This is a genomic window from Aureibaculum sp. 2308TA14-22 (genome assembly GCF_040538665.1).
Classification (GTDB): Bacteria; Bacteroidota; Bacteroidia; order Flavobacteriales; family Flavobacteriaceae; genus Aureibaculum.
The window spans coordinates 1,773,673-1,800,545 of record NZ_JBEWXT010000001.1; the positions used below are offsets into that span (position 1 = coordinate 1,773,673).

Consider the following 26,873-nt stretch of genomic DNA (forward strand, 5'->3'; position numbering starts at 1 on the left):
ACTATAACCGTTTGTTAATAATTTACTCTACTAAAATTTCGTCGATAAACAACCACACACTTCCACCTGAAGGTGTCTTACTTAAATTTGTGGCAATTACTTTTACATATTTTGTTTGTTGTTCTTCAAATTTAATGATAAAATCTTTAAGTTCAGATGCTGAGTTTTTAGCATAAGGCCTTTCTGCTTTCCCTACGCTTTTAAAATTCTTTCCATCATCAGAAACAAATGCTTCTATTTTTATTGGATAATAAATTCCAGGACCTTGATTTTCCATTGCACCAACACTTACTTTACTTACCGAAGTTGGTTCGTCCAATTCAATTATAAACTCCATATTATCTTCTAACCATGCTTGCCATTGTCCGTCATGGAAATTTTTTGTACCTCTAAGTGAATTCACTAAAGTGCCCTCTCCAGTGCCTTTATAACTATCGCTATACGGAATTAAATAATTCACTTTTTGTGCTACAGCCTTATGAAATTTAATGGTATCGGTAAAAACTTTACCTATAGGTTTATCATTTTCAAACAAAGAGGCTTTAACAGTAGTTGTTTCTGTAATTTCTATTGGATTACTATATTTTTTAGCTTCATCACTTATTACTCCTTCTCCTAAAACATAACGAATATCAGAATTTGGAAATTCATTTTGTAATGACATTTTAACCGATTTTTTATCTAAATCTACCTCCATATTGGCGGTAACCAGATACGCACTTTTTGCGTAATTGATTCCAAGTTGTTCGTATCTTTTAAATTGTGCTTTTATTCTTCTTGAAAAGTCATCCCAATCTCTTGAAGCTTTAGGAGACCAAACCGTTTCTGATAAAGCCGCTAATCTTGGAAAAATCATATATTCAGAATGCTCGGTAGTTGGAACATATTCTGCCCATAAATTGGCCTGACCTCCCAATACATGATGGGCATTTTCTTCAGCTATATCTTCTGAAATAGGTTCAAATTTGTAAACCTTACTCAATGGTAAATAACCTCCTTGAGCAATTGGCTCATCATTTTGTGGGCCTTGATAGTGATCAAAATAACAATGTGAACCTGGTGTCATAATAACATCATGGCCTTGTTCGGCAGCTTCAATGCCGCCTTTAAATCCTCGCCAACTCATTACAGTGGCTTCAGGAGCCAAACCACCTTCTAATATCTCATCCCAACCAATTAATTTTTTGCCTTTACTGTTGATGAATTTTTCTATACGCTTTACAAAATAGCTTTGCAATTCCTCTACATCGTCTAAATCTTCTGTTTTCATTCTTTTTTGGCAATGTGGACAAGTTTTCCAATTGGTTTTGGTGGCCTCATCACCCCCAATATGAATATATTTTGAGGGAAAAACTTCAATAACTTCCATTAACACATCTTCCAAAAACTCAAAAGTAGTTTCTTTACCCGCACAGTAAATGTCTGTTATTGGCCAAACACCACCTGAGGGAACAGCCACAGGTTTTCCATGACACGATAAATGAGGATAAGCAGCCATTACACAAGTTACGTGTGCTGGCATTTCAATTTCAGGAATTACCTGAATATTTCTCTCTGCAGCATAAGCTACAATTTCTTTAAGTTCTTCTTGTGTTAAAAATCCACCATATGTGCCCTTTTCATTGGGGTCATTAGCTTCCCTTGCATTCCAATGTTTATCTTCTTGATCTACACGCCAAGCAGCAACTTCAGTCAGTTTTGGATATTTCTTGATTTCCATACGCCAACCTTGGTCATCAATTAAATGCAAATGCAATACATTCATTTTGTGCATTGCCAATCGGTCAATAGTTTTTAAAATATAATCTTTTGGAAAGAAGTGCCTTACCAAATCGAGCATCAATCCTCTATAACCAAAACGAGGTTTGTCCTTTATTTCAACCGCAGGGAGAATTAAATCTGCTTTCTCATTTCCATAAACCTCAGCTGGTAATAATTGTAAAATTGTTTGAGTGCCGTATAAAAATCCGCTAATGCTGTTTGCGTAAATTATTACTTTATTATCGTTTATCGAAACTTCATAGGCCTCGTTATCCAATCCTTCTTTGGCTATAAACTCAATACTATTGTTAGATGAGCTTTCACCAAAATCAATATCAGTACCAGAAGTTTTCAATTTATCAACTAAAATACCCGCCACATTTTTTAAACTATCATGAGATACAATTTTAGTACTTCTATTAATGGTAAATGAACCTTTATTTAAAGTAAGTTCGGCAGGTTTTGGTATTATGTTTATATCGTTTTCAGTAAAGTTTTTTGCTTGTTTGTTTTCACAGGATACTGCTAACATAGCAAAAGTTGAGACCAAAAAGAGTATTGATTTTATACTTTTCATTATTAAATTTTATTTGGTTGATTACCCATTTTAATTACTAACTTTCCTCCGCTCATAATATCTGAATGGTGCAATTTTGTAGTATTTACTTTTTCTCCATTTAATGTGATGGATTGGATATACATGTTTTCTTTAGAGTTATTTAATACTTTAATTTCAAATGTTTTCCCATTTTCTAAATTGAGCTTAGCTTCTTTAATAATAGGCGATCCAAAACTATATACACCTTGTGCAGGGTTTACAGGATAAAAGCCCAATGCACTAAAAATATACCAAGAAGACATTTGCCCACAATCTTCATTTCCACAGTGACCATCAGGAGTGTTTTTGTACTGAGATTCTAAAATTTTCCTGATTATTTTCTGTGTTTTATGAGGCTTATCTATGTAGTTATATAAGTAGCCTACATGATGGCTAGGCTCATTGCCATGAGCATACTGACCAGTCATTCCTGTGCTAAAAATAGGTAATTTATCCATTGGTGACGGATTTAAAGAAAACATGGAATCTAATTTTTCTTCAAAGCGTTTGTTTCCTCCAGTAATTTCTATTAGACCCTCTATATTATGTGGCACCGACCAAAAATATTGCCACGCATTACTTTCACAAAAATAGGGTGTATATTCTTTGGGAGCAAAATCTTTTATAAATTCACCGTTTTCCAATTTTGGTCGCATAAAGGTGCTTTCAGAATCATAAACATTACGCCAATACTCCGAGCGTTTTAAGAAATAATTATAATCACCTTCTTTACCTAATGCTTTTGCAAACTGTGCGATACACCAATCGTCATAGGCATATTCCAAAGTTTTGGATACTGACCAGTTTTCATTTTCTTCATCAACAGGAATATAACCCAATTCTCTGTAAACATCAATTTCTCTAGCATTATCCATTGCACTAATCTTACACGCTTCATAAGCTAAGTCAACATCAAAATCCCTAATTCCCTTAAAATAAGCATCAACAATCACGGGCACGGCATGGTAACCAATCATCATATTGGTTTCGTTGCCTTGCATAGACCACACTGGCAATAACCCTGTTTCTTTATAATGGGCCAACATTGATTTGATAAAGTCGGTCACCTTGACGGGATGCAAAATAGTGTATAAAGGATGGGCTGCTCTATATGTATCCCATAGTGAAAACGTATCGTAACGCTCAAAACCATCGGCTTTCATAATAGTATCGTTAGCTCCTTTATAATTACCATCATGGTCACTTAACAAGGTAGGTGCCAACATAGATTGATAGAGCATGGTATAAAAGATACTGGTTTGCTCCTCAGTAAGCATTGTCACCTTAATTTTTTGGAGTTGTTCTTCCCAAATTTCATCTGCTTTTTGGCGGTACTTATCAAAATCAAAATCTGGAGCTTCTATTTCTAATGATTTTTTAGAGCCTTTAATGGTGGCAGTAGAAAGTCCAGTTTTGAGGATTATCTGCTCTTTATCTTTGGTGTTGTAGTTTAAAATTATTTTAGTATTTTTTCCTTTAGTTGAAGATTTAACCAAAGTGTCATTATTGTACAACTCATAAGAATCAAAATCTTTAGAGAGTTGAATTGTAAAATAAACTCGTTGGTCTTTTGCCCAACCTGTTGACTTTCTATACCCTTCAATGGTATTATTATTAACTACTTTGAAATAAGTATCCGTTGGACTATCCCAGTTTAAGGCATAGCCTAAATCGATATGAATTTGCGATAAACTATCTTTTGGAAAGGTATAACGATGAATTCCCGTTCTTTGGGTGGCCGTCAATTCTGCTTTAATGCCATAATCTAATAAGTCAACCCTATAATAACCAGGACTCGCTTCTTCCTTATCATGTGAAAAGCTAGAAAAAGGTTTAAAGCTATTTTCTTTTATTTTTTCGTTGAACCAACTATTGGTCGGCATTACCAAAATGTCATATAAGTCTCCAGCTCCAGTACCTGTCAAATGCGTATGTGAAAAACCCGATATAATAGAATCTTGATAAAAATAACCTGCAATTCTATCCCACCCCGGAACGCCAATATCAGGGCTTAACTGTACCATACCATAAGGAACAGTTGCTCCGGGATAGGTATTGCCTGGGCCATCGGTTCCAATAAAAGTATTGACATAAGCCGTCAATTTTTTATCTGCTATTTGTTCTTGCTCATTACAAGAAAATATGCTTAAAATAATCATGACAACCCATAAAGCATTTTCAAAACGCATGATATATTATTTTGTAATAATTTTACCGTCTTCTTTTATAATTATGGTTTTACCCGTAAAAGGACTTTTAGTACTTATATTATAACCTATTGTATGGTTCTCTAAAGTCAACTTAATATTTTTATCTTTTACAGTAAAACTTGAAAAACCAATTTCATCTAAAGATTCTAAATATTTCTCATTTTTTTTATGATACTCCCTTTGTTTTCTGTAAAGTTCAAATAATTTCCATTTGATCTGTTCATCATCGGGAATGGAAAATTCCGCTTTCTCTCCCGGACTTTTGGTCGAAAAATGGACATAGCCCCATTTTTCGGGTTCGTGCATGTTTATGACACCCATTGGCGACCAAACCCAATTATATTCGTGCTGAAACTCGCCTTTATCATCTTTTTTTCTGCTGTATCTGCCATCGGTTAAATCAAAATCCCAATTGACTCGTGAAAAGTTAACTCTCCAAAATTTATCTCTTGGTACATTATCTTCAAAATAGGATTTTCTAAACGTTTTCCAAGGAATAGCCATTTCTACCGTCCATCCTTTATCTTTATAATTAGGGTTATTTAATGTACCATCAACATGAACTGCTGTTTTTAAACCCGTTATATTCCAATCGTTAAGCACTGGCTGGTTTAGTTCACGATACGGTTTCGTAATAAAAAGGTCCCAAACTGTATTAAAAGCATTTACTTCAATTTCATAATAATTGTGTGTATCTCCGTCTGGATCAATAAATACTTCAATATCATTATTATAAAAAATAATAGTATCACGCTGTTTTAAGGTTGCCCAAACGTGAGGTTCTTCCATTTTTGCAAAAATGTAATAGTAATTTTCATCCCATAACATTTTAACATTGGTCTTATAAGTCGGTCTTTTAACGCCTTCAATATCAATAAAATCTTCTGACCAAGATACCTGTTGCCAAGAATCTTCATTCGCTAAGCCATCAATTAAAATTTCTTCATTTGTGTTATATGCAATATGAGTTCGTGGAAATTCATTCTTTAATTGTGCACAAGCCAATATTGATGTACAAAAACTGAGTATTAAAGTTAATTTTAACAAAAATTTCATATCATATTATTTTCTTTTGTAAACTGAACTACTTCACTTAATTTTCCAAATGCTAATGCCACAACTGTATCCGCAGCACCATAATAAACTGCCAATTTATCTTGTTCTGTATCATGCAAAGCTGCACAAGGAAAAACGACATTTGGCACATCACCAACCATTTCGTAATTAACAGCTGGTCCCAACAAGTAATCTCTAGTTCTGTACTTAACCTTGTCGGGGTTTTTTTCATCTAAAATTGCTGATCCCATAGCATATCTGAATCCATTGCAAGTATTAATTACTCCATGGTAGATCATTAACCAACCTTCATCCGTTAAAATGGGAATTGGTCCTGCCCCTATTTTGGTACATTGCCAAGCACTTTCTTCAAAAGGTGTAGCTTTCATAACCACTCTGTGCTCGCCCCAATATTTCATATCAGGACTGTAACTGATGTAAATATCACCAAAAGGTGTGTGACCGTTATCACTCGGGCGACTTAACATGGCATATTTTCCATTAATCTTTTGTGGAAATAACACGCCATTTCTATTAAAAGGTAGAAAAGCGTTTTCACATTGAAAAAATTCTTTAAAATCAAAAGTATAACCGATGCCTATAGTTGGACCATGATAGCCGTTACACCAAGTAATCCAATACCTATCTTCTATAAAAACCACTCTAGGGTCGTACTTATATGCCGATTCTATCATCTCCGTATTACCAGCTTGCATTTTTATAGGTTCGTGATTAATGTCCCAATTAATACCATCCTTGCTAAAGCCAGCAAAAATATTCATTTGCACTGCTTTATTATCGCATCTAAATACACCAGCAAAACTATCTTCAAAGGGCACTACAGCACTATTGAAAATGCTATTGGAACTCGGAATATCGTATCTATAAATTATTGGATTTTCTGTATAACGCCAAATAACATCGTTACTCCCTTTAGGCTTAGCTTGCCAAGGAATTTGTTGTTTTTTATTTTGTGATTCTGTATTCAATTTTAATATTTTTTTGATATTGTTTTACATAAAAAGAAAAGACAAAGTACTCCACGTCTTTATTAGATAGTTAATCTTTAATTTTCTTTACTTTATCTAACCAAGTAAATTTAAGAATAATGGAGGTAACTATAAAGATTAATAAAGCTATCAAAGTTTTAGGATAATCTCTAATCATAAAATAAATAGGCAACACAATCATACTAGATTGCCAGATAATACCAACAGCAACATTGAGCATATCTAAACCGAAATCTTTATTTTTTTCTATACTATCATTATCTTTTTTTAATTCATTTAATACAGGTTTCCATAAACCCCAAGGTCTTACATTTTTATAAAATGATTTTAATACTTTCATGTCTGTGGGTTTACTCAAATATGTTCCTAAAAACGAACCTAATAATGATACTCCAAAAATTATAGGGAACAGATAAATAGCATGCATGTGAGCCATATCGTGCAGCACAGTTCCTTCAGTAAAATCATCCTTATACTGATCCATAAAGAATTGCAAACTGGCTACAATGAGACCAGATAGCATTCCCCAAAAATAACCCCAGCCGTTAAATCGCCACCAAACCCATTTTAAAAAGTTCGCCGCCACATAACCTCCAAATAGTGCACTAGTAATCCACAGCGTCAATGAATTGATAGAATCTGCAAAAAAACCCATAAACACACCTAATGCTACCACGGCAAAAGAAGCTATATGACTTGCTTTTATATAATGTTTAGGAGTTGCTTCTGGTTTAAAGTATTTCTTATAAATATCATTTACAATATAAGCAGGCCCTGCATTAACAAAAGCCGAAAACGTAGACATAAAAGCAGCCAACAAACCTGCTAAAAGCAGACCCTTTATACCAACTGGGACATGGAAATTAATAACTTGGGGTAAAATAATTTCTAAATCCTTTCCAGTAAAATTTTGATTAGCTATCATTTCTGGGGCTAATACAACCAATGCGATGATTACAATTCCGCCAATTAATAAATACCGTGGTATAAATAAAATTAAATTGGTAAAACCTGCCATATATGCTGCTTCCTTAACCGTTTTGGTAGATAAAATACGCTGCATATCAAAACTAGGAACGGGTCCGGCAATACTTGCAAAAAAGCCTTTGAAAAGACTCATACCTATTAACGCACCAAACATTTTATAACCTTCGGAATCGATAAGGTTATTGAATTCTTGAAACTTTCCGTCCCAATGGGCACCTAGCTCCCAATCGAAAAATATGTTTTTCCATTCTTCAGTAATTACGCTTGATATTTCCACATCACTAAAGGCGAAAAAAGCATATCCAGCCACCAAAAGTCCAGCAATTACCATAATACCATATTGCAATACTTCAGTTGCAACAACAGAAAACATTCCTCCTTTTATGGTGTAAATAGTAGTTAATACAATTATAATCAGTGCATAAGACTGTTCTGAGTTAAATAGAATAGAATTTCCTATTTGCAAGGTCATATCCCAAGGTAAAATTACTGTCATAAACTTACCAACACCTTCAAAAAAGTAAGCTATAAAACCTACCGCAGCTACAATAGCAAATATGGCAACAATTAAGTGCGAAGCCCTACCTGGTCTATCATCTCCAAAACGAGTCAAAATCCATTCAGAACCAGTCATTATATTAGAACGCCTAATCCAAACGGCAAGGAACATCATTACAAAAATTTGGTTCCAAATTGGCCAAAGCCACATAAACATAAAACTCTTTACCCCATATAAAAATAAGATACCCACCATCCAAGCAGTACCAGAAACGTCAAACATTCCCGATCCATTACTTAAACCAAGAAAGTACCATTTGATATTATTACCGCCTAAAAAATAGGAGTCAAGTCCTTTTGATGCCTTTTTTGAAACCCAAATACCAACAAACAATGTCAGTAATATGTAAATAATAATTATGCTTACATCAATTATATTCATTAGTTTTTTGGCCAGTTTTTATTAGGTTCAGCACCCATTTTTAATTCTAGTTTTCCGCCAGCAATTAATTCTTGGTGAGTTATATAAGTTCTGTTTAATTCCTTATTATTCAGCTTAGCAGATTGTATGTAAAAGTTTTTGTCAGAATTATTTGCAGTAATAATTGTAAACTCTGTATTGTTTGATGTCTTTATAGTGGCTTCATCAAAAACGGGGCTTCCAATTTCATATTGACTGGAAGCAGGATTCATAGGGTAAATACCTAGAGAACTCATTACATACCAAGCTGACATTTGGCCTGCATCTTCGTTACCGCTCAGCCCATTTGGAAGAGTACTGTACTGGGTATCTAAAATTTTACGAACCCAATATTGGGTTCTCCAGGGTTGGCCTGCTTTGTTGAACATATACGCAATATGGTGGCTGGGTTCGTTGCCATGGGCATATTGACCGATCAACCCGGTAATGTCCGCAGAGACATTATCGCCTACCAACTCTGAACTTTCTACAAACAATTGGTCTGTCATTTTTACAAAAGCCTCTTTACCACCGTGCAAGGCAATAAGACCATCCGTATCATGGATCACGTTCCAGCTATGTTGCCAGGCATTGCCTTCAGTATAATCAGTATCTTCTAAATGATTAGACATTTTGGGATTAAAAGGTTCACGAAAATCTTTTCCATTTGCCGATTTCCCTCGTAAGAATCCAGATTCTTTATCAAAGAAATTTTCATAGGCTTTTGAGCGATTTAAGAAATAGTTATAATCATCCTCTTTACCCAAATCTTTTGCCAGTTGTGCAACACAGAAATCATTATAAGCGTAGTTCAAAGATATAGAAACCGATTGATGCTCTTTATTATAAGGAATATATCCATACTTTTTATAATGACTTAGTCCACGTTCATCGCCCATCATAGTTTTTTTCATTGCTTTATAAGCTTTTTCAACATCGTAATCCCTAATTCCTTTTAAATACGCGTCAACAATAACAGAAATGGAATGATAGCCTGGCATGGTACCGGTTTCATTACCATACAACGTCCAAACCGGCAAAGCACCGTGTTCGTCGTAATAAGTTAACATGGACTGAATCATGTCATTTAATCTCTGGGAATCTATAATAGATAACAGTGGTGTTTCTGCCCTAAAAACGTCCCAAAGAGATAGTGTGGAATAAGCCTTATAATTTGTGGCTTTTGCAATGCTATCATTTTGTAAGCGAAATTCACCATTAACGTCACTAAATAAAACTGGAGCCACTTGTGAATGATATAAAGCGGTATAAAACATAGTTTTTAAACTATCTCGGTCAGTTTTTATCTTAATTTTAGAAAGTGCTGTTTCCCAATTTTCTTCAGTAATTTTCCTTGTTTTATCAAAATCAGTATTTTTCCCTTTTTTTACAAGATTTTCTAAGGCATTTGCCAAACTTACAGAAGATAAAGCAATTTTAACCTCAACCTGTTTCACTGAATCCTCAAATATGAATTGCCCGCCGGTTTTAATACCTTCAGAAGAATTTACATCAATCAAAATTTCTTTATCTCTAACAAACTTTGAAGATTTTATAGGTTTTGATGTTTGAATTACAAAAAATACCTTTTGGTTTTTTGCCCAACCTGTACTAAAACGTGTACCGGTTATAATATTTTCACCTTCTCGTTTTAGACTAGACGAAGTGACCTTATCCCAATTTATAGCAAACCCTAAATCAATAATGAATGAAGGTATTTCCACATTGTTAAAAGTATATTTATGAAAGGCTACATATTCGTTAGCCGTTAATTCTACTTTTATTTTGTTATTTAGTTTTACACTATAATACCCTGGTGAAGCCATTTCACTTTCATGTGAAAAGTAGCTTGTGTAAGGCAAGCTATCCTTTGTCTTACCAAAAAGACTTAGGTCAACATCATTATTTGTTGGCATTAGTAATACATCCACTAAATCACCAATACCTGTTCCGCTCAGATGCAATTGGCTAAAACCGGTAATTATAGTATCGGTAATGTGATAGCCCGAACACCAGTCCCAACCTTGGGTGCCGTTATCGGGACTAGGTTGTACCATCCCAAAAGGAGCAGTTGCACCCGGGTAGGTATGACCATGACCACCAGTGCCTATAAATGGGTCGACAAATGAAACGAGTAGCTTAGGTTTTGACTTTTCAATATTTTTTTCATTCTTACAAGAAAAAAAAAGAGAAATAATTAAGAATAAAAATATAATTTTAAGATGTTTCATTAGTATTAATAACTATATTTATCTTTTGGGAAAGATAGTATTTTTTTTACGTACTATAAAAATGTATAAATTTAACTGCCCCCTAAATAAAATTAGACGGATAACGCATCAGCAAGGTTAAACATCAAAAAACACAAAAATAATATCGTTGGTCAACCTAAATAACACTTCTAACTCACCATATTATACTAGAATTATCTGGAAATACCATGTTGTTTTTTGGTTGATTTATTTTGCCATTAATACGTTACGTTGGGGGAGTTATTATGGTGATTACTTCTATTCTCTACGTTCAAATTTATTAGGGTTTCCTATACATATGACATTGTGTTATTTAAACATTTATGTACTAATGCCATTTTTGGTATTTCGAAAAAAATACCTAACTTACATCCTAGCGGTTTTTGCCTCCATTTTTACTATGGTATTGCTAAAATTTAATTTAACCTATTACTTATTAAATACAAATGTTTGGCCAGAAGGACCAGTTGTTACAAACTCGTTAACCTTTGATTATGTTGTAGATATGATGATTGGAGAGCTTTATGTAATTACATTTGTTACAGCAATAAAAATAACGATGGATTGGCTTACAGAACACAAGAGGTTAACCGATCTAGAAAAATTGCAACTAGAAACAGAGTTGTTGTTTTTAAAAACGCAAGTGTCACCACATTTCTTTTTTAACACATTAAACAATATCTACTCTTTATCAATAGAAAAATCAGACAAAACTCCTAAGATTATTTTAAAATTGTCTGAGTTAATGAGGTACTTACTCTACGAAACTAAGCGTAAAAGACAAAGCTTAGAAAAAGAAATTATGTGTCTTCAAAATTATTTAGAATTAGAGAGTATAAGGCACGGAACAGATTTAGAGGTAAATATGGATATTAGCGGAGATATTTCTGGTAAAAAAATTGCACCCATACTACTATTATCTTTTGTTGAAAATGCTTTTAAGCATGGAGCCAATAAAAATATAGGAAAAGTTAAAATTGATATCGATTTTAAAATTAAAGAAGATTTTCTTTACTTTACCATCGTTAACCCAACTCCTGCTGATTCCAACTATCAACAACGAATGGATACATCTGGAGGAATAGGATTGAAAAACGTAAAAAAAAGATTGGCTTTAGGTTACAGAAAGGACCAATATGATTTAAAAATTAAAAATGATAATAATTTATTCACAGTAAAATTAAAAATTAAAGTATAATGGACGTAAAATGCCTGATTATTGATGATGAACCTTTAGCCATTAATGTTATTAAAAATTATCTATCACAAATTAATGATATAACTTTAGTAAATACGTTTAACAATGCTGTTGATGGGCTAAACTTCTTAAAAGACAATCACGTAGATCTTGTTTTCTTAGATATAAACATGCCATTGTTAGATGGCTTAAGTTTTATTAAGAGTTTAGATACTAAACCACAAATTATAATAACTACCGCCCATGTGGAATTTGCTGTTGAATCTTTTGAACTTGACGTTTTAGACTATTTAGTTAAACCAATAGCCTTCCCTCGATTTTTAAAAGCAACAAACAAGGTCTTTAAAATATTTAATGATAAAAACCCATATCAGTTAACACAAGAAAAACCGTATATCTTTATAAAGATTGACAAAAAAAAGTTAAAAAAGATTTATTTGGATGAGCTTTTAGTTATTGAAAGTCTTAAAGATTATTTAAAGATTACTACTAATACTGACAGGTACATCATACATCAAACATTAACCAGTTTTACCGATCAGTTGCCTTCAGATAACTTCATACGCATACACAGATCTTACACTATTGCCATTGACAAAGTGGACACTATAGAGGGTAATAGTGTTGAAATTGCCGGCATAAGATACACTATTGGCAGAACCTACATTGAAGATGTTAAAAGTAAAATTTTAAATTAATACCATTAAAATATATAACGCTTAAAGGCCTCAATAGCAGCATAATCTGCCAAACCTAAATCATTATATTTTTGGGCTGTCAACTTATTTCTATCTTCTACTCTGACCCAAAACTCTCTTGAATCATCACCTTGAAACATTACACCGTCTTTTTGAGATTGATGGAAGAAAATAGCTGTTCTTTTTTTCAACACTTGATCTGGACTCATAGGTACCGCCATTTCAATTTCGTGAGTTTCCCACTCGTGCCAAGCTCCCCTGTACAACCAAACCCAACAATCATCCATAAATTTTTTAGGTTTCAATTCATCTAGAGCCATAAATAAAGCATCTAAACACACTTTATGCGTACCGTGTGGGTCAGCTAAATCTCCCGCTGCATAAATCTGATGCGGTTTTACTTTTTCAATTATTGAGGTCATTATTTTTACATCGGCATCAGATAATTTGCTCTTTTTAATCGTTCCAGTTTCATAAAAAGGAAGATCTAGAAAGTGAACATTTTCATCGGGTACACCAACGTAACGTGTAGCTGCTACAGATTCACCTCTTCTTATCATTCCTTTGAGTTTTCTAACCTCAACTGTATCAATACTATTCTTTTCTTTGTTATTGATACTCTCGATTATATTATTTACCGAATCAGAAGAAGTATTTGACATGAACTTGCATACTTCTGCAAACTTTAAAGCCTCGGTATCTGCGACTGCTATATTACCAGAAGTTTGATATGCTATATGCACTTCATGTCCTTGTTCTACCAACCTATCAAAAGTACCTCCCATAGAGATAACATCATCATCCGGGTGCGGACTAAAAATAATAACCCTCTTTTTTGCAGGGTTTGCCCTTTCTGGCCTGTTAGTATCATCAGCATTAGGTTTGCCACCTGGCCACCCTGTAATACTGTGCTGTAAAATATTAAACATCTTAATATTTAAATCATAAGCCGTTCCTTCTTCTACCAACAAATTAGACATACCATTATCATTATAATCTTTGTCTGTAAGTTTTAAAATAGATTTTCCTAATAACTCACTTAACCAAACAACAGCTTTTCTTTTTAGATGCTCGTTCCAAGTTAACGAAGTCACCAACCATGGTGTTTTAACTCGAGTTAATTCCGAAGATGCATCTGTATCTAAAACAAAAGTTGTATTATGATGATTTTGCAAATATGTTGCAGGTATTTGAGAAGACATTTCTCCTTCTATGGCTTTTTTAACTACACTTGCTTTATTAATACCCCATGCCAACAACACTATTCTTTTTGCTTTTCTAATTGTAGCTATACCCATAGTAATGGCTTTTCTGGGTACTTTATCTATACCCAAGAAAGCTGGAGCAGCATCAGCTCTAGTCACATAATCTAAAGTAATGGTTCTTGTACCTGAATTGTAATGTGAGCCTGGTTCGTTAAAACCAACATGTCCTGTTCTACCTATACCCAACAATTGAAAATCTAAACCGCCAACGTCCTCTATTTTCTTATCATAAGACATACAATAATCATATACATCTTTTTCTATGGTTCCATCTGGGATATGAATATTTTCAGGAAGAATATCTATGTGATCAAAGAGGTGATCGTGCATAAAGTAGTAATAACTTTGTATATTTTCTTTTTCCATTGGATAATATTCATCCAAATTAAAAGTAATTACATTTTTAAAACTTAACCCTTCCTCCTCGTGCATTCTCACTAGTTCGTCATAAACCTTAATAGGTGAAGATCCAGTAGCCAAACCTAAAATACATTTTTTGTTTTGTGATTGTTTGTTCTTAATTAAATCGGCAATTTCTTTTGCAACTAAAATTGAAGCATCATTAGAGTTTTCAAAAATTACATTATGAATTTTTTCAAACCTAGTTTCTTCAAATTTTCCGGCCTCTTGATGGTTAATCGATTTTTTTGACATCTACAGTTAGTTTAAATTAGAAGTGCAAAACTAAAAATAAATTACAAAAGTATATTTAAAATTCGACCAACTACCCATATGTAGCTCTTAAATTTATTATTAATTAAATAATTACAATAGACTTGACTTGTTTAATTACTAAATGACATATTTTTTTACTTTTGTGATAAATTACACTAAGAATGTATAATGAATTATAAAATATGGGGTTCTCCATCTCATATGATAGGCGAAGAACTAAATCATATAAGTGTTTCCTTACTGAAAATTGGATTTCTCCCAATTTTAAAGAGTCAATAAAAATAGAACCAATATTTAATTTTGTAGAAAACCGAATATTTTTATTGATATTAAATTTACATCAGAACGTAAATACCAAAATATTATTAACAAATTAAAGAATCGTTACATACATAATTTTATAAAGTTTAAAGTTATATTCGAATATTATGTTAATAATTAACGTTAAATATTAATTGTAAAAAATAAAATAGTATTAAATAACTCTTATTTTTGCAAAATTAAATTATACATAAAATGACAAAAAAATCAATCTCTCACAAATTAATTTGCAAATTATTAATTTTTAGCTTGTTGACAATAACACTAGTATCTTGTGGTTCTAGACAAGATATAGTATATTTTCAAGATGCCGATATTGCTGCAATTAGCAGGCCTATTGAAAATTATAATGCCATTATAAAACCAGATGATGCTTTAACAATAACTGTTTCCTCACTAGACATAGAGCTTGCAAGGCCTTTTAATTTAAGTTCTATTTCTTATACTGATAATGATGGTGGTTTAGGTAGAACCACTTTACAAAGTTATTTGGTTGATGCAAATGGTAATATAGATTTTCCTGTATTAGGTACCTTAAAACTGACAGGACTGACACGAATTCAAGCTACAGCAATGATAAAGGACATGTTAAAAGATTATCTAAAAGATCCCATTGTCAATCTAAGAAACGTAAATTTTAAAGTATCAGTTTTAGGAGAAGTTAATAATCCTGGTCTTTTCACTGTCCAAAATGATAGAATAACTATTTTAGAAGCACTAGCACTTGCAGGTGACTTAACCATAAACGCAGAAAGAAAAAATGTTTTGGTTGTCAGAGAAGAAGGTAATAAAAAAACTTACAACAGGGTCAACCTTACATCAGAAGAGATTTTTAACTCTCCAATGTATTATTTAACACAAAACGATGTTATTTACGTTACCCCAAACAGTTCTAGAATAAAAGGCTCAAATGTAGGCCCTAGTACTAGTGCGACTTTAACTGCAATTTCAATATTAATTACTGCGGCAGCTCTAGTAGTAAGTATTACAAAATAAATAAAAATTATAAATGGAATTTGAAAAAATCAATAATGTTGCTGTTAATGATGATGCAGAAGAAAACAATTTAGATCTAAGAGAGCAAATTGAAAAATATTTAAGACATTGGAAATGGTTTGTATTGGCCGTTCTAGTTTCATTTATATATACTTATTTTAATTTAAACTTTAAAAGGCCGAGTTATCAAGCGATTTCAAAAATAAAAATTAAAGATGAAAAAAGTGGTGATAAATCTACACTGTCCGCTTTCCAAGATATGGGTATAATGAGTGCTACTAAAGATAACATAGATGATGAAATACAGGTATTAAAATCCAAAACTTTAGTAGGAGAGGTCGTCAAATCACTTAAACTTAACATCCAATATCATACCAACAAGAACGGTATAAGTAAATTTTTAGATGACAATCTGGGGTTTAATACTGAATTCTATGAAACAGAAAATTACGAGAACCCTCCATTGAACCTTAATTTTTTCATAAGTGATTCTACATTGTACAAAGTGGGTGCACAATTTTTAATTAAAGTAAATTCGGCAAATCAATATACGTTCAGTACAACCGACAAATCAGTTGTTAAAACCCAGTCTTTCGGTGAAAAAATCACCACCAACTTTGGAGATTTGATTATACTACCCAATGTTGATTTTCAAGAGCAAAATCTTATTAGCTCTAACATCTTGGTCAGTATAATTCCTGTAAAAAACTTGGCTAATGCCTATTTAGGTGGATTGGAAATAGAACCCATGGCACAATACTCAAACGTTTTAAGCCTTTCAATAGAAATTGACCACAAGAAGAAAGCTGAAGATTTTTTAGATGAGTTGGTAAAAAAGTATAACGAAAGAGCAATTCGGCTTAAAGAAGAACTTTCTGAGAAAACATCAGAATTTGTGAGCGAAAGACTACAGAAAATTTCAGTAGAATTGGCAGATGCTGATGAACAAGTGGAAGGGGTGAAGTCAAAGTACGGAGCATCTTCATCGGCTTCCAGTGCAGGTGTGAATATACAAGCAGCTAAACAAGTTGAGCAACTAAGAAATCAAACCAGTATTCAACTTGATCAAATAAAACAAGCAAAAGAATTTGTAGCAACTAAGAGTGATAATGCTTTTATACCTAATGTTGGTGTTAATGATCCCAATGTGACAAATAATGTAGAAAAATATAATCAATTGCTTGCTGAAAAACAAAGAATGCTAAAAAATTCTACTGAAAAAAACCCAACTGTAGTTAACTTGAGCGATCAAATAAAGTCTTTGGAAGAATCCATAAACCAAGGATTGCAAAATGTTGAGTCCTCTACAAAAATTGCTCTCGATAATTTCAATCAACAATATAGCGTTGCACAAGGGAGAATATATGCTGCACCTGTTCAAGAAACACAACTCAGAGATGTCTCTCGAAAACAACAAACTAAAGAGCAATTGTATTTATATTTATTACAAAAAAGGGAAGAAACTGCAATAACACTAGGTGTTGCGGATCCTAATGCAAAAATTATTGATAAGGCCGAGAGCTTGCCATATAAAACGGGGCCAAATAAAAAAATGGGTTTTTTGTTTGCTTTGCTCGCTGGTCTACTTATTCCATTCTCAATATTGTATTTAAGGGATATTCTTGATTCAAAAATACATACACGAGAGGATATTGAAAAAGTATTGAGCATTCCAATTATTGGTGATATCCCCAAATTAGATGGAAAAAAGCCAAGATATCTCATACAAAAAGATGATCATTCAAGCATAGCAGAGGCTTTCAGAATTTTACGTACTAATATTAGTTTTATATTACCAAACAGATCTAGTAAAACTCAAGGTAAGATAATTTTTGTAACTTCAACTATTGCTCACGAGGGCAAGTCTATGGTTTCTACGAATTTGGCAACGGCATTATCACATGCAGGAAAAAAAACATTAATACTGGGATTGGATATTAGGGCTCCAAAAATTGAGCCTTATCTGGGAGTAAGAAGTAAGCAAGGGGTTACTAATTATATTATTAATTCCGATCTTCTACCTGAAGATATTTTAGTTTCTGCCCCTGAGAATAAAAATTTAGATATTATTACCTCAGGTGACTTAGCTCCAAATCCAGCCGAATTGTTAATGAATGAAAGGGTCAAAGACCTCTTTGATTTTGCTAAAGAAAATTATGAATATGTTATTGTTGATACTGCTGCTTTTAGCATGGTTACGGACACATTGTTGTTAAGTAAATTTTCGGATGCATTTATTTATGTAATTAGGGCGAATTTCTTAGATAAGAGAATGTTAAAATATATAAACTTCTTACACAAAGAAAAAAGGTTACCCAATATGGCTTTATTACTTAATGGCTTGGATCATAAGAAATCCTATGGATATGGTTACGGATATGGATACGGATATGGCACTGGACTTGAAAAATCTAAAAAACCTTGGTGGAAATTTAGCTAGTTTCAAAGGAAAATATTTAGCTAAGAGAGGCGGGAAATTTAAATTTTCCGCCTCTCTTTATATTTTAACTCATCTATCAAATTTTCAAATCCTTATCATAAGGTATGGTAGATAATATATGCTGAATAGCATTTACTCTGGCTATAGTCTTTCTATTTGCCTTTATGACTTTAAATGGAATGCCACCATTTTCTGTATTTTTAAACATCATTTTTTTATACTTTGTATATACATCCCAAAGTTCTTGTGCTCTCTCATCTACCGATGTCATCTTCCAATGTTTTAAAGGGTCGCTTTTAATATCATCAAAACGTTCTGCCTGCTCTGATTTTGAAATAGACATATATATTTTTACCAAGATAATACCTGATTCTGTAATCATCCTTTCAAAATCATTAACTTGATTCATAAATATATTATATTCTTCTTCAGTGCAAAATCCATTTACTGGTTCAACAACTGCCCTATTGTACCAACTTCTATCAAAAAAAACGATTTGGCCTGCCCTAGGAAACTGATTTACATACCGTTGAAAATACCATTCAGTCTTTTCCTCTTCAGTTGGTTTTGGTAATGCAACTATTTTAATATGCCTAGGGTTGATACGTTCTGTAATCCTTCTAATTGCACCACCTTTACCAGCAGCATCTCTCCCTTCAAATACTACAATAATACGTTCCTTGTTTTCAATAGCCCAAGTTTGTAATTTAACCAGTTCTACCTGTAGTTTCTTTAATTTTTTTTCATAATTAATAAAACGTATTGCTTTAGCCAAATTATAAGGTTCTTTTGCCAACAAAACCCTTAGCCCCTTTTTAGTACTGAGTTTTTTTACATCTGTTTCTGTTAATTCATATTTTTCCATAAATTAATAATCAATTTGTTCTGCAGATCTATAATATCTCATAATAATATTAGGGTCTGGAAGTAATGTAGTTAAGGCTTTGTCTTTATTAGAATAGTTAAAATGAGAAAGTACGTAACGCATTGTCTCTAAACGTGCAACTTTTTTATCATTTGCTTTAACAATAATCCAAGGGCAATATGTTGTATGTGTGTTACTAAACATTTGTTCTTTGTAAAAAGTATATTTATCCCATAACTCTTGTCCTTTTTGATCTACAGGACTAAATTTCCATCTTTTTAAAGGAGTTTGTAATCTAGCGTCAAATCGTGCTTTTTGTTCTTCTTTAGATATAGAAAACCAAAACTTAATTATTTTCACACCGTCTTCATACAACATATGTTCAAATTCAGGTACTTGCAACATAAATTTTCTATACTGCTCGTCAGTACAAAAACCCATAACAGGTTCAACAACTGCCCTGTTGTACCAACTTCTATCAAAAAAAACGATTTCACCAGGGTTGGAAAGTTCTTTGATATATCTTTGAAAATACCATTGCCCTCGCTCAACCTCAGTTGGCTTGGTCAATGCTACCAAATTCATTGAACGCGGATTTAAATGCTCTGTAAACCGTCTAATATTTCCTCCTTTACCAGCGGCATCCCTACCTTCAAATATAACAACTACACGCTTATTATTCGTTGATATCCATTGTTGTAATTTAACTAACTCAATTTGAAGTTTTCTTAACTCATCTTCATACTTTAGCCTATTTAAAACTGCATCAATATTTTCGCCTTTTTGTTTGATTAAGGCTAAAAGTTCCTTGTTAGAGGATACACTTTCAAAATCTTCTTTTGTAAGCAATGCTTGAGTGTTGTTCATCTTTAATTACAATTTTGTTTTCTTCTGGTATCTACAATGTAAAATATCTTCCATTTTCCATTATCTTTAAACAATTGAAACGAATTTACACCACAGTGGCTGAATTTAGAATTCACGTAAAATTCATATGGCGTCCAAGCATTTGCCATACTTCCATCAACTTTAATACTAAAAGATATTATTTTTTCTTTAATTTTAGTAGTTTCAGGATTTATCGCTGCAATGTTTTTTAAAAAACTATCAAAATCAGCATTCTTCAATCCATAAGTTCCATTTTTAGATTTACCAATAGTCTGCATGATAACATGTTCAACAGTAGATTCTTTTATTTTAAGCGTATCGCTGGAATGCATACCATCAAAAAAAGCATTGATGACTTCTTTTATGTCGTCAACATCATTGGATTGGGCTGCAATAGAATGGAATGAAAATAACAATCCAATCAGAACGAAAAATATTCTTTTTAAGTTCAAGTTCATAATTATTTTTTAAAGTTAATTATTGTTTCACTTATAATAGAAATACAATCATTCAATTGATCTTCTGTCATAACTAATGGCGGAGCAAATCTGATTATATTTCCATGCGTAGGTTTTGCCAACAATCCATTTTCTTTTAAAGCTACACAAATATTCCAAGCGGTAGAGCTATCTTCACTATCATTGATTACAATGGCATTTAACAAGCCTTTACCTCTAACCAACCTTACCAAATCAGTCCTATCCATTAAATTCTGCATACCTTTTCTGAAAATTTCACCCAATCTAAAAGCATTTTCAGCAAGATTTTCTTCTTTTACAACTTCTAAAGCTGCTATGGCAACTGCACATGCTAATGGGTTACCCCCAAACGTAGAACCGTGATTACCTGGTCTTATAACTTCCATAATATGATTATCTGCCAACACTGCTGATACCGGAAAAACTCCACCAGAAATGGCTTTACCCAAAATCAACAGATCAGGTTTAATATTGTCATGATTTACAGCCAACAGTTTACCCGTTCGGGCAATTCCTGTTTGCACCTCATCAGCTACAAATAATACATTCCTTTCCTTACAAAGGGCATACGCTTCTTTTATATAATTTTCATCTGGCACATAAACACCTGCCTCCCCTTGAATAGGTTCTACTAAAAAAGCAGCGACATTGTCATCTCTTAAAACTTCTGACAATGCATCAAGATCATTATATCTAATTGAAACAATACCCGGTGTAAATGGTCCAAAATTTTCAGTAGCAACTGGATCATTAGAAGCAGAGATAATCGTTACCGTTCTTCCATGAAAATTGTTCTGACAAACTATTATTTTGGCCTTATTCGAAGGAATTCCTTTTTTCTCATAACCCCATTTTCTTGCAATCTTTATGGCAGTTTCTACAGCTTCAGCACCTGTATTCATTGGTAATACTTTGTCAAAACCAAAGTATTCTGTAACGTACTTTTCGTACTTGCCTAGTTTATCATTATAAAAGGCTCTAGAAGTTAATGTCAAAGCTTCCGCTTGCTCCTTTAAAGCATTTATAATTTTTGGGTGACAATGCCCTTGATTAACTGCCGAATATGCAGACAAGAAATCATAATATTTTTTACCTTCTACGTCCCAAACATAAACACCTTCGCCCCTATTAAGTACAACTGGTAAAGGATGATAATTTTGAGCCCCATGCTTATGCTCTAATTCAATTGCTTGTTGTGATGATATTTGTTCTTCTAAAACCATCTTTTATAAATTTAATATTAAAAAAATGTAATTCCTTCTTGAAGGAGAGAAATCATCCATTAAAATTATGCTGTTTTAGTTGGTCTAAACATAAAAAATAAACCGACCAATACCAAAGGAATACTCAACAATTGACCTGTATTAAGGTTTACATTGAATAAGGTTTCTATTCCTCCTTGCCATTCTTTGTAAAATTCAATTACAAATCTGAGCGACCAAAGCATCACCATAAAAACACCAAAAATATAGCCTAATTTTTCTTTTTTATCTGTTTTCCAATAGATATACCAAAGTATTAAGAAAGTAATTAGATAACCTATTGCTTCATATATCTGCGTAGGGTATCTATTAGGTACTTCTGCTAATGTTTCTTGAAAACGAGAACTATTTGCAATTAGGTCATAAGCTTTATTTACTTCTTTTGCCCCAGTAATAGCCATAGCTTTATATTCGCTAATGTCATTTCTAATGAATTTAAACCCAAAATCTGTTCCCGTAACTTTTCCTACTATTTCTGAATTGAATAAATTTCCTAATCTTATAAACATAGCACCTAAAGCGGTAGGAATTACCAACCTATCCAGCGTCCATAACAATGGTTTTTTTACTACTTTCTTACTGTAAAAAAACATAGCTATAATTATACCTATCGCAGCACCATGACTTGCTAAGCCTTGAAAGCCAGTATATTCAAATGGGTTTAGCCTGAAGGGCAAAAACACTTCCATTAAGGTGTAATCTTCTTCATAAAAAAGATAATGACCTATCCTCGCTCCTAAAAGCATGGCAATTACTGTGTAGATGAAAATAGAATCTAGTTTTTCTAAAGAAATATTATCTTTTATATAAATACGTTTCATCAATTGTAAACCAACTACAAACGCCAAAACATACATTAAACTATAATATTTAATAGGAAAAGAGCCTACTTTAAAAATATCAGGATTAAAATTCCAATCTACCGCGAGTGAAAAAATCATAAATTTAATTTTGACCGTAAATATAAGTATTGTAAGACAATTAAATGTTGAAAAAATTGAATGATTGAAAAATTCACAGTACTCAGCACGAAATTTGGTCCAAAATGTCAAATTTTAGGCGAAAATTTAAAATTCGTTTAGGGATTTTACATTAAAATGTTAATTATTTGTTAAAATAATACACTTAATGCAACATAACTAAAGTTAAAACGTCTTACTGATTCAAATTAAAAGCAAAAAATTATGAAAACTTTAAAATTAACATTAGAAAATACAAACGGTACTATTTGGAACAGGAAAAGACGTTACAGATAGTAGTACAAATTTGTAAAAAGCAAAAGGGATAAGTTCAATGTGAACTTATCCCTTTTTTTATGTTGCAAATTCGTTTTAGTAAGATCTTATACTACCCGACCCGCTCACTTTACTATTTGTTTTGGGGCTACCCTTATAAGTTACATCACCAGATCCTGAAACTTTGGCATCAAGTTGTTTTTTTGCGTGAACAGAAACATCTCCTGAACCTGCAATACGAACTGTAGCGTTGTCAGTAACCAAATTATTAGCATCCACATCACCGGATCCAGATATAGCACAGTCAAAATTTGTGGCGGTACCGCTCAAATCAATATCGCTAGAACCCGATAAGGCTGTTTTTAGCGAGTTTACCTTTAGTTTAAGTTCAATATCCCCCGCACCGGAAACGGCAATCTTAAAATCCGAAGCTTCGATAACTTCATTGGAAGTTATATCTCCCGAGCCAGATAGGGCAATTTCTTCAATATCTTTAAACGGAACGGTAATTACAGTTTTCTTTGTTGTTCTAACGTTTATTCCCTTTTTCCATTTGATTTTTAAATGTTCTCCTTTAACTTCGGTAATAATATATTCCATTAGGTTATCCTCGGCCTCTATGCTAAGTTTGCCCTCTGTCCCAGCTACTAATTTAACATCAAAAGAGCCAGATACTCCTATTTTATCATAATCTGATACTGTTCTAGTAGTGGTAGTAACATTACCGTTACCCTTTACTTTTTTCCATTGAGCATTTGACGGAATGCTAAATAATACAATTGCGAATAAGATGATTAATTTCTTCATTTTGTTTAGTTTTAAAATTTAGTTTTAGTAAAAAGTTACACTTCCGTAACCCGAATCTATTTTAATTATTGAGTTGGTGTTCGATTTTCCATAAGACCCTTGATAGGATTTAGAAGTCGATTTTACAACTTGACTGGTAAAATTTGTCATAGCATCATCACGTTTAAATCCTCCATATCTTAAGTTAATGTCAAAATTAAAACCTTTGTTTTTCGGCACTCCAATTTTTATTCCCGTATAGCTTCCATCAATGTCAACTAAACTAAACCCATCTAAAAGGTTTTCAATTCTAACGGAACCGTAGCCAGCATCTATCTTTGCAACGTTAGCAATAGTTCCCATTTTTAGTGATAGATAATCTCCATCGCCTTCTATACTCCCACCTTTTTCTATTTTTAGACTACCATAATCACAATTGTAATTCAATGTTTTTACATTTTCAAAAACTGTAGTCGTATAATCTGCATTTAAGTCAATATTTCCTGCTTCTTCTACAGTAAGTTTTGAATAGTCAGCATTTATAGAACCACCATTCATCAAACCAATAGTAGAGTTATTGGTGTAATCTATATTTATTTTGTTATTATTACTATGTAGGTCTCCAATAATAATTGAACCATAATCACAATTGATAGAACAGTCTCCCTTTGTTTCGTTCAGTGTAATGTTACCGTAGTCATTTCTTAAATCTGTATGATTGGTTACGGGCACTTTTACCTTGTAATTGATTTTATAATTTACTTTGCTGTTTTTGCCCCAACCCCAAGACCATGAAGATGATTTCTTTTCGATAACCGTTTTGGCTGAAACTTCACTTCTAGTGGCTTCAAATTCAACATCTATCATACTAAGACGCTTTGTAACCTTATCTACGTCATTACCACTAACAGTAATTTTTACTTCAATTTCAATGGTGTTACCATCCCAAGAGATAACATCTATGTTACCATACTTGTTATCAATTTTTAGTAAGGCATCTGCATTTACAGTATACTCTTTTTTAAGAGTTTTTGATTTTTCGTGTTTATGCCCATCAGTTGCATACGCTTGGATAGCAAACGGAATGCAAATTAAAAATAATAGTGTTTTACGTAATTGTGTCTTCATTTTTGATTGTTTTTAATTGTTCTATTTCATCTAATTGTTTCAATAAAAATTGTAATACATCTATACGTTGCTGAAAATTAGCAATCATTGCATAAATTACACGGTTATCTTTATTGTTGGTTTTAAGGTCAACTGTTAACTGTTGATAATCTTTTTCCAATAATTTAATTTGCTCCAGAGCATCATCAATAACTTGTGTGTTATCTTCATTGCGTTTTAAATCAATCTGTTTTAATTCTTGTTGAATTGTAGAAACAAAAAAGCTTTGCGTTTCTTCCATTTCAGGAGAAACTGCTGACAATTCTAAACCAGTTGATTCTGTTTTAAAATTTCCAAATCCAATACTAAAAACTAGTGCAAGTGATGCCGCTACAGCTATCCATTTCCAATTATTAGGATTCCATTTTGGCTTTTCATAAGTTTGTTTTCCAAGTCTTTCTTCAAACCTGCTAAAGTGTCCCATTTCAGGCTCTTCAGTATCAAACTGACCTTTAAGTTCTAAAAATTTTTGTTCTAATTTATCTTTCTTATCGTGCATAATCCGTCTTTAATAATTTTCTTAATTTATTTTTTGCTCTTGAAATTGTTGTTCTGGAATTCTGATTTGTAATATGCATAATTTCAGAAACTTCTTCATAATCATATCCTTCTATTAGGTTTAAAGTTAGAGCCACTCTATAATTATCTTTTAGTTGATTTATTCCTTTTATAATCACCTTAGGGTTTAAACCTTCATAATTGGCATCATCATTAGTATCTTCAGCTTGTTCTTTTACCGCTTCTAGAGGCACTTCCTGTACTCTATTATTTTTTCTTAATTGTGTTATACTTTTATTAATTACTATTCTTTTTAACCAGGCTCCAAAAGCAACTTCACCTTTAAAAGTGCTCAATTTTTCAAATGCAATCAGAAACGACTCTTGCATTACATCTTCAGCTTCAAAGCTATCTTTTAAGACCCTTACGGCTGCATTATACATTGCTTTGTAATACAACTTATAGATCTCGAATTGAGCACTTTGCTTTCCATTTTTGCACTCACGCAAAAGTTGGGTTATATGTTGATTATTATGTTGCAATGTATCGTTTCTGATTAAAAGACAAAGTACGTTTTAATTTGTTACAGTTTTGTTAAAAAAAGTTATTAAGATGATTGTTAATTGAGGTTTTTAGGGTTATTAATGTGGCGATTTAGGTATATTTGTTTGATATAAAATCTAAAAATGACATATCCATTTATACCTAAATCGAATAAAAAAATAAGCCCCGGTGATTATTGGGTTACAGAATTATCTAATAAATCATACGCAGTTGGAGTTGTTATCGATACACCACCAATAGATTTAAAATTAACTCGGGAAATTGTTATTGGACTATTAAACTGGAATGGTACTGAGCATCCCAAATTACAGGAATTATCTAACTTAAAGATTCTAAAGCAAGGACATGCACATATCAAAACCATTAACGAATATTCCAGTGGAATTTTAGGAAACCTTGACTTTATAAAAGCGAATATTGAACCAAAAATTTTAATTGGCTCTTATGGAGCAAACAATTCACAATGGAGCTTAATGAAAGGTTACAGAATTGTTGGAGAATATAAAAGATCTGATAGAGAAAAGTATAGTATAGTATCATATTGGGGCTACGATTATTTTAACGAGATAGCTGAAAATTTATTCGTATTAAAAAATAATGATTGGTTATAATAAGACCCGTATGCTATTAATATTTGCTTATTTATTAGTTTTTTTGGCAATTGTTTTTAGAACAATTTTTCTCCGCTGTGCAAAGTCCTCTAA

Annotated in this window: 21 protein-coding genes; 5 read left to right on the plus strand and 16 right to left on the minus strand. The window is 32.6% G+C overall.

Going from position 1 to position 26,873, the window contains the following annotated elements; genetic code table 11:
- Positions 1–22: 22 nt before the first annotated feature.
- From U5A88_RS07795 to U5A88_RS07820, 6 genes are all read right to left on the minus strand, one after another.
- Positions 23–2,338, minus strand: coding sequence for a glycoside hydrolase family 20 protein (locus tag U5A88_RS07795; RefSeq protein ID WP_354205281.1), 2,316 nt, complete (start codon positions 2,336–2,338; stop codon positions 23–25).
- Positions 2,339–2,340: 2 nt separating this feature from the next.
- Complete coding sequence (locus tag U5A88_RS07800; protein WP_354205283.1) at positions 2,341–4,548, minus strand: GH92 family glycosyl hydrolase; 2,208 nt, start codon at positions 4,546–4,548, stop codon at positions 2,341–2,343.
- Between the two features lie 6 nt (positions 4,549–4,554).
- Positions 4,555–5,625 carry a carbohydrate-binding family 9-like protein gene (locus U5A88_RS07805; RefSeq protein WP_354205285.1) on the minus strand — a complete coding sequence of 357 codons (1,071 nt, stop codon included), beginning with the start codon at positions 5,623–5,625 and terminating at the stop codon, positions 4,555–4,557.
- Positions 5,622–6,614, minus strand: coding sequence for a glycoside hydrolase family 130 protein (locus U5A88_RS07810; protein WP_354205286.1), 993 nt, complete (start codon positions 6,612–6,614; stop codon positions 5,622–5,624). Before U5A88_RS07810 ends, U5A88_RS07805 begins: the two co-directional genes overlap by 4 nt.
- Before the next feature lie 70 nt (positions 6,615–6,684).
- Positions 6,685–8,562, minus strand: coding sequence for a sodium:solute symporter family protein (locus U5A88_RS07815; protein WP_354205288.1), 1,878 nt, complete (start codon positions 8,560–8,562; stop codon positions 6,685–6,687).
- Positions 8,562–10,811 carry a GH92 family glycosyl hydrolase gene (locus tag U5A88_RS07820; RefSeq protein ID WP_354205290.1) on the minus strand — a complete coding sequence of 750 codons (2,250 nt, stop codon included), beginning with the start codon at positions 10,809–10,811 and terminating at the stop codon, positions 8,562–8,564. Before U5A88_RS07820 ends, U5A88_RS07815 begins: the two co-directional genes overlap by 1 nt.
- 148 nt (positions 10,812–10,959) lie before the next feature.
- On the opposite strand from U5A88_RS07820, the gene U5A88_RS07825 reads away from it, so the two are divergent.
- Positions 10,960–12,030: a sensor histidine kinase gene (locus U5A88_RS07825; RefSeq protein WP_354205292.1), complete on the plus strand. Its 1,071-nt coding sequence runs from the start codon at positions 10,960–10,962 to the stop codon at positions 12,028–12,030.
- A complete protein-coding gene (locus U5A88_RS07830; RefSeq protein ID WP_354205294.1) occupies positions 12,030–12,728 on the plus strand; it encodes a LytR/AlgR family response regulator transcription factor in 699 nt (232 codons plus the stop codon). The genes U5A88_RS07825 and U5A88_RS07830 overlap by 1 nt, the downstream gene beginning before the upstream one ends.
- A gap of 5 nt (positions 12,729–12,733) precedes the next feature.
- Here the strand turns inward: U5A88_RS07830 and nagB are convergent, their stop codons facing one another.
- Positions 12,734–14,647, minus strand: a complete 1,914-nt coding sequence (nagB, locus tag U5A88_RS07835) for a glucosamine-6-phosphate deaminase (RefSeq protein ID WP_354205296.1) — start codon at positions 14,645–14,647, stop codon at positions 12,734–12,736.
- 537 nt (positions 14,648–15,184) lie between these two features.
- Here nagB and U5A88_RS07840 point away from each other — a divergent pair.
- The gene (locus U5A88_RS07840) at positions 15,185–15,985 is read left to right on the plus strand and encodes a polysaccharide biosynthesis/export family protein (protein WP_354205298.1); all 801 of its coding nucleotides are present in this window, start codon (positions 15,185–15,187) and stop codon (positions 15,983–15,985) included.
- 13 nt (positions 15,986–15,998) lie between these two features.
- Entirely contained in the window at positions 15,999–18,425 is a 2,427-nt protein-coding gene (locus tag U5A88_RS07845) for a GumC family protein (RefSeq protein ID WP_354205299.1), read from the plus strand.
- 76 nt (positions 18,426–18,501) lie between these two features.
- Here U5A88_RS07845 and ppk2 (U5A88_RS07850) read toward each other — a convergent pair whose 3' ends face one another.
- The 9 genes from ppk2 (U5A88_RS07850) to U5A88_RS07890 all read right to left on the minus strand — a co-directional run bounded on the left by ppk2 (U5A88_RS07850) (position 18,502) and on the right by U5A88_RS07890 (position 26,114).
- Positions 18,502–19,290 carry a polyphosphate kinase 2 gene (gene ppk2 / locus U5A88_RS07850; RefSeq protein WP_354205301.1) on the minus strand — a complete coding sequence of 263 codons (789 nt, stop codon included), beginning with the start codon at positions 19,288–19,290 and terminating at the stop codon, positions 18,502–18,504.
- Between the two features lie 3 nt (positions 19,291–19,293).
- Positions 19,294–20,157, minus strand: coding sequence for a polyphosphate kinase 2 (ppk2, locus tag U5A88_RS07855; protein ID WP_354205303.1), 864 nt, complete (start codon positions 20,155–20,157; stop codon positions 19,294–19,296).
- 2 nt (positions 20,158–20,159) lie between these two features.
- Positions 20,160–20,636 carry a nuclear transport factor 2 family protein gene (locus U5A88_RS07860; protein WP_354205305.1) on the minus strand — a complete coding sequence of 159 codons (477 nt, stop codon included), beginning with the start codon at positions 20,634–20,636 and terminating at the stop codon, positions 20,160–20,162.
- Positions 20,637–20,638: 2 nt separating this feature from the next.
- The gene (gene rocD, locus U5A88_RS07865) at positions 20,639–21,880 is read right to left on the minus strand and encodes an ornithine--oxo-acid transaminase (RefSeq protein ID WP_354205307.1); all 1,242 of its coding nucleotides are present in this window, start codon (positions 21,878–21,880) and stop codon (positions 20,639–20,641) included.
- Positions 21,881–21,945: 65 nt separating this feature from the next.
- Positions 21,946–22,860 (minus strand): prolipoprotein diacylglyceryl transferase, encoded by a 915-nt coding sequence (lgt, locus tag U5A88_RS07870; protein ID WP_354205309.1) that lies wholly within the window; start codon positions 22,858–22,860, stop codon positions 21,946–21,948.
- A gap of 390 nt (positions 22,861–23,250) precedes the next feature.
- Positions 23,251–23,961 carry a head GIN domain-containing protein gene (locus tag U5A88_RS07875; RefSeq protein WP_354205311.1) on the minus strand — a complete coding sequence of 237 codons (711 nt, stop codon included), beginning with the start codon at positions 23,959–23,961 and terminating at the stop codon, positions 23,251–23,253.
- Between the two features lie 24 nt (positions 23,962–23,985).
- Entirely contained in the window at positions 23,986–25,068 is a 1,083-nt protein-coding gene (locus tag U5A88_RS07880) for a DUF4097 family beta strand repeat-containing protein (RefSeq protein ID WP_354205313.1), read from the minus strand.
- Positions 25,049–25,606 (minus strand): hypothetical protein, encoded by a 558-nt coding sequence (locus U5A88_RS07885; RefSeq protein ID WP_354205315.1) that lies wholly within the window; start codon positions 25,604–25,606, stop codon positions 25,049–25,051. The genes U5A88_RS07880 and U5A88_RS07885 overlap by 20 nt, the downstream gene beginning before the upstream one ends.
- Positions 25,596–26,114, minus strand: a complete 519-nt coding sequence (locus U5A88_RS07890; RefSeq protein WP_451963078.1) for an RNA polymerase sigma factor — start codon at positions 26,112–26,114, stop codon at positions 25,596–25,598. The genes U5A88_RS07885 and U5A88_RS07890 overlap by 11 nt, the downstream gene beginning before the upstream one ends.
- Before the next feature lie 177 nt (positions 26,115–26,291).
- Between U5A88_RS07890 and U5A88_RS07895 the strand changes: the two genes are divergently transcribed.
- Positions 26,292–26,780 carry a hypothetical protein gene (locus U5A88_RS07895; RefSeq protein WP_354205319.1) on the plus strand — a complete coding sequence of 163 codons (489 nt, stop codon included), beginning with the start codon at positions 26,292–26,294 and terminating at the stop codon, positions 26,778–26,780.
- Positions 26,781–26,873: the final 93 nt, after the last annotated feature.